The organism is Streptomyces sp. SDr-06, from assembly GCF_003324565.1.
In the GTDB taxonomy this organism is placed as follows: Bacteria; Actinomycetota; Actinomycetes; order Streptomycetales; family Streptomycetaceae; genus Streptomyces.
This window is the reverse complement of sequence record NZ_QOLA01000002.1, coordinates 670,975-684,554: the sequence shown is the minus strand read 5'-3', so window position 1 is coordinate 684,554 and position 13,580 is coordinate 670,975. Positions and strand designations below refer to the sequence as shown.

Here is a 13,580-nt window from a genome sequence, read left to right as displayed (position 1 = left end):
TGGTCATACAAGCCCACCGTCCCTGTGGACAGAGCGTCACGCCGCCGGGCGGGACGTACGACACTGAGCGCATGATCCGAACCGACGCACTCGACGCCCTCCCCGTCCGCGAGGCCGTGCCCGAGCTGCTCGCCGCGCTCGACGGGCACGGGACGGCCGTGCTGTGCGCGCCGCCCGGCACCGGCAAGACGACCCTCGTGCCACTGGTCCTCGCGGGCCTGGCCGGGGACGGCCCGGTGCGCCGGGTCGTGGTCGCCGAGCCGCGCCGGATCGCGGCCCGGGCGGCCGCGCGGCGGATGGCCTGGCTGCTCGGCGAGCGGACGGGCGGGCGGGTCGGCTTCACCGTGCGGGGCGAGCGGTCCGTCGGCCCCGGCAGCGTCGTCGAGGTCGTCACCACCGGAGTGCTCCTTCAACGCCTGCAGCGCGACCAGGAGTTGGCCGGGGTCGATGTCGTCGTGCTCGACGAGTGCCACGAGCGCCATCTCGACGCGGACACCGTCGCCGCCTTCCTCCTCGACGTCAGGGCCGCGCTGCGGCCCGAGCTGCGTCTGGTGGCCGCCTCCGCGACGACGGACGCGGAGGGCTGGGCCCGGCTCCTGGGGGACGCACCGGTCGTGACGGCAGCCGGGGTGGCCCACCCGGTGGACGTGGTGTGGGCGCCCCCCGCGCAGCCGGTCCGGCCACCGCACGGCATGCGGGTGGATCCGGCCCTGCTCTCGCACGTGGCGGCCACCGTGCGCCGGGCGCTGGCCGAGCAGGACGGGGATGTGCTCTGCTTCCTGCCCGGCGTGGGGGAAATCGCCCGCGTGGCACGGCAGTTGGGTGATCTGCCCGGCATCGAGGTGCTCCAGGTGCACGGGCGGGCCCCGGCCTCCGTGCAGGACGCGGTGCTCGCCGGATCGCCGGATCGGCGCGTGGTCCTCGCCACCTCGGTCGCCGAGTCCTCACTGACCGTTCCCGGGGTGCGGGCGGTCGTCGACTGCGGGCTGGCCCGCGAGCCGAGGGTGGACCACGCCCGGGGTCTCGGCGCCCTGACGACGGTGCGGGCCTCGCAGGCGGCGGCCCGCCAGCGGGCGGGCCGGGCCGGGCGCGAGGCGCCGGGCGTGGTCTACCGGTGCTGGACCGAGGCGGAGCACGGCCGCCTGCCGCGCTTCCCGGCCCCCGAGATCAAGGTCGCCGACCTGGCCGCCTTCGCCCTCCAGGCCGCCTGCTGGGGCGACCCGACGGCCGAGGGCCTCGCCCTGCTCGACGCGCCGCCGACGGGCGCGATGGCCGCGGCCCGGTCCGTGCTCACGGCGATCGGCGCCGTGGACGACCAGGGCCGGGCCACCGGGCGCGGGGCCCGCATGGCCCGGCTGGGCCTGCATCCACGGCTCGCCCGCGCCCTGCTGGACGGCGCCGGCGAGGTGGGAGCCCGGCGGGCCGCCGAAGTGGTGGCGCTGCTCAGCGAGGAACCGCCCCGCGAGTACGGGGACGATCTCGCGGCGGCCTGGCGCACGGCGCGCCGGGGCGGCGACGGGTACGCGGCGCGCTGGCTCCAGGAGGTGCGACGCCTGGCCCCGTTCGCCGGTGACCACCCCGAGAAGGGCTCCGCCGAGGCCGCGGCGGGGCTGGTGGCGGCCCTGGCGTTTCCCGAACGGGTGGCGCGGGCCCGCGGTGGCGGCGCGTTCCTCATGGCGTCCGGCACCGGCGCCGAGGCGGCGGCGGGCTCGGGGCTGGGTACGGCGGACTGGCTGGCGGTCGCCGTCGCGGACCGGCCCGTGCAGGCGGCGTCCGCCCGCGTCCGCCTGGCCGCCGTCATCGACGAGGCGACCGCACGCCTCGCCGCGGACCATCTGCTCTCCGACGGCGAGGAGGTGCACTGGGAGGACGGCGAGGTGGTAGCTCGACGGGTGGCCAGGCTCGGCGCGGTCGAGCTGTCCGTGCGGCCGCTGAAGAGCCCCGATCCGGAGCTCGTACGGGCCGCGCTGCTCGACGGCCTGGCGCGGGACGGGCTCGGCCTGCTGCGCTGGACCCGCGAGGCGCGGGGCCTGCGGGAACGGCTGGCGTTCCTGCACCGGGTGCTCGGGGAGCCCTGGCCCGATGTGCGCGACGAGGCGCTGCTCGACCGGGCCGCGCAGTGGCTGGAGCCCGAGCTGTCGCGGGCCCGGCGCCGGGCCGACCTCGGGCGGATCGAGGCGGGGGCGGCCCTGGGCCGGCTGCTTCCGTGGGCGACCGGGGAGGCGGCCCGGCTCGACGAGCTGGCCCCCGAGCGCATCCAGGTCCCCAGCGGCTCCCGGATACGGGTGGAGTACGGGGGTGAACAGCCCGTCCTGGCCGTCAAGTTGCAGGAGATGTTCGGCCTGGACGGCACGCCGGAGGTGGCCGGGGTGCCCGTCCTGGTCCATCTGCTCTCGCCCGCCGGGCGGCCCGCCGCCGTCACCGCGGACCTCGCGAACTTCTGGCGCGAGGGCTACCGAGCGGTCCGCGCCGAGTTGCGCGGCCGCTACCCCAAGCATCCGTGGCCCGAGGATCCGACGTCGGCGGAGGCGACGCGGTTCACGAAGGCGCGGCTCCAACAGTAGGGGCGGCTCAGGCGACGACGGGATCGAGGCGCTCGGTGACGGCGGGCGGGGGATCGCTGGGGCGGCGGCCGCGCGCCTCGAGCCACAGGGACAGGGCGAGCAGGGCAAGGGCCAGACCGAGGAAACCCCAGGGGAGGTAGGAGGTGAGCAGCAGGACCAGGACGCGGTTCTTCTTGACGAGGTCGACGGTGTGGGCGACGTAGTCGTCGCGCATCTTGACGTCGCCCGCGAACACGGTGACCTTGTCGCGGCCTCCCAGCAGGGTGCCGCCGCGCATCTCCTCCTGGTTGAGTTCCTCGCCGTTGACCGGGGCGCCGGTGACCGGGTCGATCCAGAACTTCCGCGTGGTGGTGTACCAGAGGGAGGTGCCGGTGGTCTTCTCCAGGGTGGAGGAGTCGATGCCGGGCAGCGGCATCTTCTTGGGGTAGGGCACCTTGGTCCACGGGATGGTCTGCTCGAAGAAGTACACGTCGAGGCCGTGGAACTTCTGGGTGCCCTTGTAGTGGATGGGCGCGGAGGTGCGGGCCTGGAAGTCGAAGTACTCGTAGTCCCGCTTCTCGGTCAGGAACGGCCACTTGAACTCGATGCCCCTGCGCTGCACCGGGTCCCCGTCGACCATCTCGCCGGTGGCGTGGACGGGCGCCTGGCTGTGGGCGTCGAAGATGTAGCGCTCGGGTATCTGGGAGACCATCTTGCCGTCGGGGCCCTGGACGTAGGAGAGGGTGTCCCACACCACGACGTCCTTGCCCGCGCTCTTCCCGATCTCCTTGGCGGCCGCCACGTTGCCCTTCAGCGTCTGGACGACCGTCACCTTCGCCACCGTCCTGGACTGCATGGTGCCGTAGTCGATGAGGGTGGCGTTCTTCGCCTCCAGGACCGCCTCCTGGTACTGGCTGGGCGGGATCTTGGCCAGGCGGGGGAAGGCGTACCAGCGCAGCAGGGGCGACAGGGCGCCGAAGAACACGGCGAGGGCGAGCAGGACGAGACTGGCTTTGCGTCGCATGGACCCGCTCTTCCTCTACTTGGTCTGGGTGATCTTCCCGGGGGCGCTGGGCACGGTGGTGAGCAGCGGCTTCGGCGAGGTCGTGCCGGTGGGGGCGCCGATGGCCGAGACGGTCAGGACGAGGGCGAGGGCGGCGGCCAGCCCGATCGCGGCGGCTATGAGGGCGCGCATGCTCGGCCTCCGTGGAGCTGATGGATCGTCAGGAGTGCGCACCGTAGCAACGCCCGGCGAAGATGAGAACACGTCGAACAGCCCCTCTGCCGACGGGCGGCGGAGGGGCTGCTGGCAACAACGGGGTCCAACGATGGGGTCAGGGACCGCTCAGGAGGCGGTCACCTTGAGCGTGACGGTGAGCGTGGCGCCGCCTTCGGTGGTGAGGCGGAGCAGGAACGTGCCGGTCTGGCCGTCCGCGTACATCTTCGGCAGGACCAGGACGCCGTGCGCGTCCGTCTTCAGGTCCGTGAGCTCACGGACCGGCTTGCCCTTGGCGTCCTTGAAGTACGGACCCTTGTCGTTGACCTTGGGCGCGGCCTTCGGGTCGGCGCCCGCGGCCGGGGTCACGATCATGGTCGCGGAGGCGGCCACACCGGGGGCGGCGGCGCCCTTGTAGGTGGCCTTGACCGACACCTGGTCGGCGAACTCGGCGCCGGGCGCGGCCGTCAGCTCCTTGGCACCGGCCAGGACGTCGGCCTGCCGGGCGACGACCGTCGCCTTCCACTCGACGGCGGACAGGCTCGCCTCGGCGACGGTGGCCCGCACCGTGAACGTGCCGGTCTTCTCGCCCGCCTTCAGCTCCGGGGCGACGGCCGTGCCGTCGCCCGTGGTGGCCACGGTCGCGGTGGCGGCGCCGTCGGCGAAGCGGGTGTCGGTGTCGCCGACGATCTCGAACTTCACCGACACCTTCGCCATCGCCTTGCCGGACGCGTCCTTCACCCGCGCCGTGGGCTGTCCGCCGAACGCGCCGCCGGCGAAGGCCGTCAGCTCCTTGGCGCCCACGCCCTCGAACGTGGTCGCCCGCGGCACGGTGGGCGTCGGGGTACCGCCGCCATCGGGCTTGGTGGGCGGCACCGTCGGCTTCACCGGAGGGGCGGGCGGGGTCGGCGTCGGCTTGGGGGCCGGCTTCTTGCTGGGCGGCGCCTGCGGAGTGACCGGCGGCTGCTTGACGGTGCTCTGGTCGCTGCGGCGGCCGGGCAGCGAGCCCGTGCCGTCGGGGACCTCGTGGGTGCCGCGCCGGTAGAAGTCGAACCACGTCAGGACCGTGGTCAGATACTCCTGCGACTGGTTGTAGCTCAGGATCGCCTGGTCCAGGTCGTCCTTCACCGCGAGGTCGCGGTGGTTGCCGCAGAGGTAGAACCCGGCGGCGAGCGCCGCGTCGTAGACGTTGTTCGGGTCCTTGACGCCGTCACCGTTGCCGTCCCGGCCCGAGGACGCCCAGGTCGACGGGATGAACTGCATCGGTCCGACCGCCCGGTCGTGCACCTTGTCGCCGTCGTAGGCGCCGCCGTCGGTGTCGGGGATGTTGGCGAACCCGGCCCCGTTGAGCACCGGGCCGAGGATCGGGGTCAGCGTGGTGCCGTTGACGTCGACGCGGCCGCCGTTCGCGTGGCCCGACTCGACCTTGCCGATGCCGCCGAGCAGCTGCCAGGGGAGGTGGCAGCCCGGCCGGTCCGTGGCGAGCGCCGCCTCCGCCTTCTTGTACGCGTCGAGCACGGTGGCGGGTATGCCCTGCAGGTCACCGGTGGGAAGCTGGCCCACCGACGCGTTCGGCGGCGGAATCGGCGACACGAGCGGCGGAAGGTCCGTGTAGTACGGGGAGTTGCCGGACGCGGGGGCGTCGGGGGTGGGGGTCGGCGTCACATCGGAGGCCGCCTGATCGGTCGGGCTGCTCGCGTGCACGACTCCCGGTGCCTGCGATGCGGAAAGCGCCGCCACCGCCAGCGCGGCCACCGCCGTGGTGCCCGCTCCCTTGCGCAGTCGTCGGCCCATCTGCGGTGCCATACGTCAAGTCCCTCCCCGTACTCGGCTGTCCGCGCTCCCCAGCGCGAGAACTCCCGTGACACTACGGCAACCCGTGGCGCCATGACACCGCGGGCTGACCGGTTTTCACTGATTCGCCACCTGCGCGTCGCCAGTTGGTGGTGGGGAACCGGTCCCGAATACCGAACGTTGTTGATCGCTGACGGGTAAGTGGCGCCCGTCAGTCGAAGGTTGAAATGGGTCATCTGTCGTCTGTCATCGGTTGTCTGCCGTCGGCCGGTGACCATAGGTCCTCTGCCATCAGCCAGGGCACAGGGGCCGCGGTTCACAGGCCATCAGAATTCAGGTGACGACTGCCATCTAACCGCTAACCACTAACACACGGCTAACGACTATCAGCCGACGACCGACAGCTGACGAACCATAACAACCACGGACATACAGGCCGATCGGCCGAGAGGACACGCATGCCGTTCACGCTGAGCCACGCCGCGGCGGTGCTGCCGGGGATCCGGAGGGACGGCACGGCCCGCGGCCGGCTGGTCGCCTCCGCTCTGGTCGCGGGCTCCTTCGCTCCGGACGCGACGTACTACGTGGCGACGGTCGTGCCCGCCGCGATGCCGTTCGGCCGGGTCACGCATTCCGCGCTCGGGGTCGTCACCGTGGACGTCGCCACGGCCTGCCTCCTGGTCGCGTGCTGGGTGCTGCTGCGCGAACCGCTGATCGCGCTGCTGCGCAGGGCGTCCTGGCGCTCCCGGGTCCATGCCGTCGCGCGGGGCCAGGTGTGGCGGCGGCCCGGGTCCTGGGCCCTGGCGGGCTGGTTCGCGCTGTCGGCGGCGATCGGCTCGGCCACCCATGTGGTGTGGGACGCGTTCACCCACCCCGACCGCTGGGGGACGCGACTGGTGCCCGCGCTGGGGCACGAGCTCGCCGGGTTCCCTCTGTGCTGGTATGCCCAGTACGGGGGGTCGGCGCTGGCGCTGGCGGGAATCGGCTGGTTCACGGTGACCGCGCTGCGCCGGGCCCCCGCCGCCGCGACGGCGGCCCCGCCCGGCCTCGACCCGCGCCGCCGCCGGGCGGTTCTGGTGCTGCTGGCAGGGTGCGGGGCGGTGGTCGCGCTGTACCGCTGCCTGCGGTGGTACGCCTTCTACGGCGACGCCTCCGTGCTCGGACTCATCCCGAGCGCGTGCTTCGGCGGCGGCACGGGGCTGGCCCTGGGGCTGCTCGTCTACGCGGGGGCCTGGCGCTCGGGCCGCCTCGGCCGGACCGCGCACCCCACCGCCCCCGAGCCGGCCGCTCCCGCCCGCAGCGGGCCCGACCGGACGAGCCCATGAGACCCGACTCCCCGCGCACGCACGGCAGTTGAACACCCGCCGGACCCGGTCCCGGGCCCGGCGGAGGAACGGGCTAGTGCGCCGCGGACTCCCAGTCCTGGCCCGCGCCCACCGAGACGTCCAGCGGGGCACGCAGCTGCACCGCGCCCGCCATCTCGCGGCGCACGAGCGTCTCCACCCGCTCGCGCTCGCCCGGCGCGACCTCCAGGACGATTTCGTCGTGCACCTGGAGCAGGAGGCGGGAGCCGAGGCCCGCCTCCGTCAGGGCGCGGTCCACGTTGAGCATGGCGACCTTGACGATGTCCGCCGCCGTGCCCTGGATCGGGGCGTTGAGCGCCATCCGTTCGGCCATCTCGCGGCGCTGGCGGTTGTCGCTGTTGAGGTCCGGCAGGTAGCGGCGGCGCCCCAGCATGGTCTCCGTGTAGCCCGTCGCACGGGCTTCCTCGACGGCGCGCTGGAGGTAGTCCCGCACCCCGCCGAAGCGCTCGAAGAACGTGTCCATCAGGCCGCGCGCCTCGCCCGCCTCGATGTTCAGCTGCTGCGAGAGGCCGAACGCGGACAGGCCGTACGCCAGGCCGTACGACATCGCCTTGATCTTGCGCCGCATCTCCGGGTCGACCTTCGACTTGTCCACGCCGAAGACCTGGGAGGCGACCGTGGTGTGCAGGTCCTCGCCGGAGGTGAACGCCTCGATGAGGCCCTCGTCCTCGGACAGGTGGGCCATCACGCGCAGTTCGATCTGGCTGTAGTCCGCCGTGAGCAGCGACTCGTAACCCTCGCCGACCACGAAGCCCCGCCGGATGGCGCGGCCCTCGTCGGTCCGCACCGGGATGTTCTGCAGGTTCGGGTCGGTCGAGGACAGGCGGCCGGTCGCCGCGACCGTCTGGTTGAACGTGGTGTGGATGCGGCCGTCCGCCGCGATCGTCTTGATCAGGCCCTCGACCGTGACCCGCAGCTTCGCCTGCTCGCGGTGGCGCAGCATGATGACCGGCAGCTCGTGCTCGGTCTGCGCGGCCAGCCACGCCAGCGCGTCCGCGTCCGTGGTGTAGCCGGTCTTCGTCTTCTTCGTCTTGGGCAGGGCCAGCTCACCGAAGAGGACTTCCTGGAGCTGCTTGGGCGAGCCCAGGTTGAACTCGTGGCCCACCGAGGCGTGCGCCTCCTTCACGGCCTGCTGCACCGCGCCCGCGAACTGCTGCTCCATGGCCTCCAGATGGGAGCGGTCGGCCGCGATGCCGTACCGCTCCATGCGGGCCAGGAGGAGGGAGGTGGGCAGCTCGACGTCGTGCAGCAGCCCGGCCGCGCCGACCTCCTTCAACCGCTCCGTGAACGCGTCGCCCAGGTCGAGGACGGCCCGCGCCTGCGTCATCAGGGCGTCCGCCTCGGCCTCGTCGTCGGCGCCGAAGGCGAGCTGCCCGTCGGCGGCGCCCGCCGGGGCCAGCTCGCGCCCCAGGTACTCGACCGACAGCGCGTCCAGCGCGAAGGAGCGCCGGCCCGGCTTGACCAGATAGGCGGCGAGCGCGGTGTCCATGGCGACGCCGGCGATGCTCCAGCCGTGCTCGGGGAAGACCCGCATCGCGGCCTTGGCGTTGTGCATGACCTTCGGCCGGGACGCGTCCGCGATCCAGGCGGCGAAGGCCCGCTCGTCGGCCTCGTCGATCAGCGCCGGGTCGAACCAGGCGGCCGCCCCGCCCGCCGCGGCCAGCGCGATCTCGGTGACGCTGCCCGAGCCCAGCGCCCAGGTGTCGACGGTGGCCACGCCCAGCGGCTGCGCGCCGTGCTCGGCCAGCCAGGGGGCGAGCTCGCCCGCGCCCAGCACCGCGCCGTCGACCTGCACCCCGGCGGCCGGCGCCGGGGCCTGCGCCTCGCCCGCACCCGGGTCGACGGCGAGCAGCCGCTCGCGCAGCGACGGGTTGCGGATCTCGAGGACGTCCAGGACACCGGTCACCGCCGCGCGGTCGTAGGCGGCGCGCTCCAGCTCCGCCGGGCCCTTGGGCAGCTCCACGTCCTTGACCATCTCGGTCAGACGGCGGTTCAGCTTCACCGCCTCCAGATGGTCGCGCAGGTTCTGCCCCGCCTTGCCCTTGACCTCGTCGGCGCGCTCGACGAGCTCCGCGAACGAACCGAACTGGTTGATCCACTTCGCGGCCGTCTTCTCGCCCACCCCGGGGATGCCCGGCAGGTTGTCCGACGGGTCGCCGCGCAGCGCCGCGAAGTCCGGGTACTGCTGCGGGGTCAGGCCGTACTTCTCCTCGACCTTCTCCGGCGTGAACCGGGTCAGCTCGGACACGCCCTTCGTCGGGTACAGGACGGTGACGTGCTCGGAGACCAGCTGGAAGGAGTCCCGGTCGCCCGTGACGATCAGGACCTCGAAGCCGGCCGCCTCGGCCTGGGTGGCCAGGGTGGCGATGATGTCGTCGGCCTCGAAGCCGTCCGTCGCGAACCGGTCGACATGCATCGCGTCGAGCAGCTCGCCGATCAGCTCGACCTGGCCCTTGAACTCGTCCGGGGTCTTGGAGCGGTTCGCCTTGTAGTCCGGGAACTCCGTGGAGCGCCACGTCTTGCGGGACACGTCGAACGCCACCGCGAAGTGCGTGGGCGCCTCGTCACGCAGCGTGTTCGCCAGCATGGACATGAAGCCGTACACCGCGTTGGTCGGCTGGCCCGTCGCGGTCGTGAAATTCTCCGCGGGCAGCGCGAAGAACGCCCGGTACGCCAGGGAGTGCCCGTCCATGAGGAGCAGGCGCGGTCGGTTGTCCGGGGACTTCTTCGATGCTGTCTCAGCCATGCCCACGATCCTGCCACGCCCCACTGACAATCCTGGCCAGTGCCCGGCCGGAGCCTGGGCCGCACGGCTGTCGGTGCGGCGTGACAGGATCGAAGGCGTACGCATCTCGTGTTCGCTCGAAGGGGAGCAGCGCCATGGCCAGCAAGCCGCCCGCAGGTGATCCGGTCCAGGACGCGCCGCAGGTCGCCGCGCCCAAGCACGCCGCGGCCGGCCTCCCCGCCATCGGCCACACCCTGCTCATGGCCCAGCAGCAGATGGGCCTGCGGCGCACCGCGCAGACCCTGCTGAAGGTCAACCAGAAGGACGGCTTCGACTGCCCCGGCTGCGCCTGGCCGGAGGGCGACAAGCGGCACACGGCGGAGTTCTGCGAGAACGGGGCGAAGGCCGTCGCCGAGGAGGCCACGCTGCGCCGGGTCACCCCCGACTTCTTCGCCGCGCACCCGCTGGCCGACCTCGCCACCCGCAGCGGGTACTGGCTGGGCCAGCAGGGCCGCATCACCCAGCCGATGTACCTGCCCGAGGGAGCCGAGCGGTACGAGGCGGTCACCTGGGAGCGCGCCTTCGAGATCATCGCCGAGGAGCTCAACGCGCTCGGCTCGCCCGACGAGGCCCTCTTCTACACCTCGGGGCGCACCAGCAACGAGGCGGCGTTCCTGCTCCAGCTCTTCGCCCGCGAGTTCGGCACCAACAACCTGCCCGACTGCTCCAACATGTGCCACGAGTCGTCCGGTTCGGCCCTGACGGAGACCCTCGGCGTCGGCAAGGGCAGCGTCTCCCTGGAGGACCTCCACCAGGCCGACCTGATCGTGGTGGCCGGGCAGAACCCGGGCACCAACCACCCCCGGATGCTGTCCGCCCTGGAGAAGGCGAAGGCCGCCGGAGCGAAGATCATCTCGGTGAATCCGCTGCCCGAGGCGGGACTTGAGAAGTTCAAGAACCCGCAGACCCCGCAGGGCATGATCAAGGGCGCCGCCCTCACCGACCTGTTCCTGCAGATCCGCATCGGCGGCGACCAGGCCCTCTTCCGCCTCCTCAACAAGCTGATCCTGGAGACCGAGGGCGCCGTCGACGAGCTGTTCGTCCGCGAACACACCCACGGATTCGAGGAGTTCAAGGCGGCGGCCCGCGAGGCGGACTGGGAGCGCACCCTGGCCGCGACCGGCCTGAGCCGCACCGAGATCGAGCAGGCCCTGTCCCTGGTCCTCGCCTCCCAGCGCACCATCGTGTGCTGGGCGATGGGCCTGACCCAGCACAAGCACGCCGTGCCCACTATCCGCGAAGTCGTCAACTTCCTGCTGCTGCGCGGCAACATCGGCCGCCCCGGCGCCGGTGTCTGCCCGGTCCGCGGCCACTCCAACGTGCAGGGCGACCGCACCATGGGCATCTTCGAGCGGCCCGCGCCCGCCTTCCTCGACGCCCTGGAGAAGGAGTTCGGCTTCGCCCCGCCCCGCCACCACGGCTACGACGTCGTACGGTCCATCGAGGCGCTGCGCGACGGCAGGGCCAAGGTGTTCTTCGCGATGGGCGGCAACTTCGTGGGCGCCACCCCCGACACCGAGGTCACCGAGGCCGCCATGCGCCGGGCCTCGCTCACCGTGCACGTCTCCACCAAGCTCAACCGCTCGCACGCGGTGACCGGCCGGCGCGCCCTGATCCTGCCCACCCTGGGCCGAACCGACAAGGACGTGCAGAAGAGCGGCCGCCAGTTCGTGACGGTCGAGGACTCGATGGGCATGGTGCACGCCTCCCGCGGCAACCTCACCCCCGCCGGTCCCCACCTGCTGTCCGAGCCCGCCATCGTCGCCCGCATGGCCCGGGCGACCCTCGGCGCCAGGTCGGCGGTCGACTGGACCGCGTTCGAGCAGGACTACGCCGCCATCCGCGACCGCATCGCCCGCGTCGTGCCCGGCTTCGAGGACTTCAACGCCAAGGTCGCCCGCTCCGGCGGCTTCCAGCTGGCGCACGCCCCGCGCGACGAGCGCCGCTTCCCCACCGCCACCGGGAAGGCCAACTTCACGGCCGCCCCCGTCGAGTTCCCCGAGCTGCCCGAGGGCCGGCTGCTGCTCCAGACCCTGCGCTCGCACGACCAGTACAACACCACCATCTACGGCCTCGACGACCGCTACCGCGGCATCAAGGGCGGCCGCCGCATCGTCCTGGTCAACCCGGACGACGCCCGCGAACTCGGCCTGGCCGACGGCTCGTACACGGATCTGGTCAGCGAGTGGAAGGACGGCGTGGAGCGCCGCGCGCCCGGCTTCCGCGTCGTGCACTACCCGACGGCGCGCGGCTGCGCGGCCGCCTACTACCCCGAGACCAACGTCCTGGTGCCGCTGGGCGCGACGGCCGACGTCAGCAACACCCCGGCCAGCAAGTCGGTCGTGGTGCGCTTCGAGCCGACGGATGCGCGGGGCGGGGTACGGGAATGAGAGCTGGGTCCTAAGCGTTCGCTCAGGCATCTGGTATGACGGTGCGGACACAGCACAGTGACCGCAGATGAACGGAGCCGGAGCCCATGGGCGAGCAGAGCAGCGTGAAGTTCCCGCAGGAAGTCGTCGACGAGTACGCGGCCCTCGGCGTCGACCTGCCCGCGATGTTCTCCGCCGGACACCTGGGCGACCGCATGGGCGTGCAGATCGTGGAGGCCTCGGCCGAGCGGGTCGTGGGCACCATGCCCGTCGAGGGCAACACCCAGCCCTACGGGCTGCTGCACGGCGGCGCCTCCGCGGTCCTGGCCGAGACGCTCGGCTCGGTCGGCTCGATGCTGCACGGCGGCAGCACCAAGATCGCCGTCGGCGTCGACCTGAACTGCACCCACCACCGCGGGGTGCGCAGCGGCCTGGTCACCGGCGTCGCCACCCCCGTGCACCGCGGGCGCTCGACGGCGACGTACGAGATCGTCATCACCGACGAGCACGACAAGCGGGTCTGCACGGCCCGTCTGACCTGCCTGCTGCGCGACGCCGAGGGCCTCAAGGGCTGACCCGCCGGGCCCCTCCCCCGACACCGCACGGACGGGTCAAGTCCGTTTTCCGGCCGGTGAGTTGACGACTCACCGGCCATTGTCACGTGCGGGCCCGCACCCTAACGTCGAGTCATGAGACCCCCAGGACGACCGCGGATTCCCCTCGCCCTGGCGGGCGCGCTCGCCGCCGCGTCACTGCTCGGCGGCTGCACCACCGGACACTCCGAACCCGCGGGCACCGCGACCCTCACCGCCTCGGGCCCCAACTCGCCCTCCCCACAGGCCACTTCGCCCGAGCAGCTCTGCGTCCACCTGATCACGTACTGGGCGCGGCAGGAGCTCGACGCGGGGCAGGGCGCGGGCCTGGACTACCAGGAGAAGGGCCTGTCCGACGGGCAGAACGAGATCCTCCTGGCGGCGCTGAGCGCGGCCCGCACCGAGCGCGCGGCCCACGGCGCGGCCGCCGGCGACCGGGTCATCGACGAGCGGGCGCGGCGCGGTTGCGCCGAGCGCTACCGCAACGGGCCCCCGACGACGGACCCTTGGGCCCAGACGAAGCAGCCCACCCCGTCCGGATCGGCATAACGCTGCGTAATCAACGCCGGAGGCGCCGTGGGCGAATTCCAGCCACCTCTCAGCGCTCTCCCGGCCACTGCCCGACATCCGGACGCTCCGGGGCCTGTCAGCACCATGATCCCCTCAAGCCCCTTAGCAGAACTGGGCGTTCTCACCATGCGAGAAATCGCCCTGTACTGAAATGTACAAATTGTCCGCCCTGCACCGCCAAGGTTTGGCCTTGGCATAACAAGAAAGTCACATCCTGTCCCGGCCGCTCCCCACCCCCCTCAGCTGCGCTTAGAGTCACGGCCAGTCACCGCGCCGCCGGGTGCGACTGCTACACGACACCTACCCCCCAGTACGCCCCGGCGACCGACACGGCACCTCGCATACG

General features: G+C 72.5%; 9 protein-coding genes. 5 read left to right on the top strand and 4 right to left on the bottom strand.

The window, feature by feature from the left end:
• The first annotated feature begins 71 nt into the window (after window positions 1-71).
• Window positions 72-2,564 carry an ATP-dependent helicase HrpB gene (gene hrpB / locus DT019_RS07430; RefSeq protein ID WP_114035829.1) on the top strand — a complete coding sequence of 831 codons (2,493 nt, stop codon included), beginning with the start codon at window positions 72-74 and terminating at the stop codon, window positions 2,562-2,564.
• 7 nt (window positions 2,565-2,571) lie between these two features.
• Here the strand turns inward: hrpB and DT019_RS07425 are convergent, their stop codons facing one another.
• The 3 genes from DT019_RS07425 to DT019_RS07415 form a co-directional block, all read right to left on the bottom strand.
• Window positions 2,572-3,567 carry a DUF3068 domain-containing protein gene (locus tag DT019_RS07425; RefSeq protein WP_114035828.1) on the bottom strand — a complete coding sequence of 332 codons (996 nt, stop codon included), beginning with the start codon at window positions 3,565-3,567 and terminating at the stop codon, window positions 2,572-2,574.
• A gap of 15 nt (window positions 3,568-3,582) precedes the next feature.
• A complete protein-coding gene (locus DT019_RS07420; RefSeq protein ID WP_114035827.1) occupies window positions 3,583-3,738 on the bottom strand; it encodes an SPW_0924 family protein in 156 nt (51 codons plus the stop codon).
• A 150-nt stretch (window positions 3,739-3,888) separates the two neighbouring features.
• The gene (locus DT019_RS07415; RefSeq protein ID WP_114035826.1) at window positions 3,889-5,565 is read right to left on the bottom strand and encodes a lytic transglycosylase domain-containing protein; all 1,677 of its coding nucleotides are present in this window, start codon (window positions 5,563-5,565) and stop codon (window positions 3,889-3,891) included.
• 446 nt (window positions 5,566-6,011) lie between these two features.
• On the opposite strand from DT019_RS07415, the gene DT019_RS07410 reads away from it, so the two are divergent.
• Window positions 6,012-6,878: a DUF4184 family protein gene (locus DT019_RS07410; protein ID WP_114035825.1), complete on the top strand. Its 867-nt coding sequence runs from the start codon at window positions 6,012-6,014 to the stop codon at window positions 6,876-6,878.
• A gap of 73 nt (window positions 6,879-6,951) precedes the next feature.
• Here the strand turns inward: DT019_RS07410 and polA are convergent, their stop codons facing one another.
• Window positions 6,952-9,663, bottom strand: a complete 2,712-nt coding sequence (polA, locus tag DT019_RS07405) for a DNA polymerase I (protein WP_114035824.1) — start codon at window positions 9,661-9,663, stop codon at window positions 6,952-6,954.
• 134 nt (window positions 9,664-9,797) lie between these two features.
• On the opposite strand from polA, the gene DT019_RS07400 reads away from it, so the two are divergent.
• From DT019_RS07400 to DT019_RS07390, 3 genes are all read left to right on the top strand, one after another.
• The gene (locus DT019_RS07400; RefSeq protein WP_114035823.1) at window positions 9,798-12,092 is read left to right on the top strand and encodes an FdhF/YdeP family oxidoreductase; all 2,295 of its coding nucleotides are present in this window, start codon (window positions 9,798-9,800) and stop codon (window positions 12,090-12,092) included.
• Between the two features lie 86 nt (window positions 12,093-12,178).
• Window positions 12,179-12,646: a PaaI family thioesterase gene (locus DT019_RS07395; protein WP_114035822.1), complete on the top strand. Its 468-nt coding sequence runs from the start codon at window positions 12,179-12,181 to the stop codon at window positions 12,644-12,646.
• A 114-nt stretch (window positions 12,647-12,760) separates the two neighbouring features.
• Window positions 12,761-13,213 carry a hypothetical protein gene (locus tag DT019_RS07390; RefSeq protein WP_114035821.1) on the top strand — a complete coding sequence of 151 codons (453 nt, stop codon included), beginning with the start codon at window positions 12,761-12,763 and terminating at the stop codon, window positions 13,211-13,213.
• The last annotated feature ends 367 nt before the right edge of the window (window positions 13,214-13,580 follow it).

Bases quoted from the DNA above. Each gene is read 5' to 3' on its own strand.
- hrpB (WP_114035829.1), top strand. From the start codon at position 72: ATGATCCGAACCGACGCACTCGACGCCCTCCCCGTCCGCGAGGCCGTG.
- DT019_RS07425 (WP_114035828.1), bottom strand. From the start codon at position 3,567: ATGCGACGCAAAGCCAGTCTCGTCCTGCTCGCCCTCGCCGTGTTCTTC.
- DT019_RS07420 (WP_114035827.1), bottom strand. From the start codon at position 3,738: ATGCGCGCCCTCATAGCCGCCGCGATCGGGCTGGCCGCCGCCCTCGCC.
- DT019_RS07415 (WP_114035826.1), bottom strand. From the start codon at position 5,565: ATGGCACCGCAGATGGGCCGACGACTGCGCAAGGGAGCGGGCACCACG.
- DT019_RS07410 (WP_114035825.1), top strand. From the start codon at position 6,012: ATGCCGTTCACGCTGAGCCACGCCGCGGCGGTGCTGCCGGGGATCCGG.
- polA (WP_114035824.1), bottom strand. From the start codon at position 9,663: ATGGCTGAGACAGCATCGAAGAAGTCCCCGGACAACCGACCGCGCCTG.
- DT019_RS07400 (WP_114035823.1), top strand. From the start codon at position 9,798: ATGGCCAGCAAGCCGCCCGCAGGTGATCCGGTCCAGGACGCGCCGCAG.
- DT019_RS07395 (WP_114035822.1), top strand. From the start codon at position 12,179: ATGGGCGAGCAGAGCAGCGTGAAGTTCCCGCAGGAAGTCGTCGACGAG.
- DT019_RS07390 (WP_114035821.1), top strand. From the start codon at position 12,761: ATGAGACCCCCAGGACGACCGCGGATTCCCCTCGCCCTGGCGGGCGCG.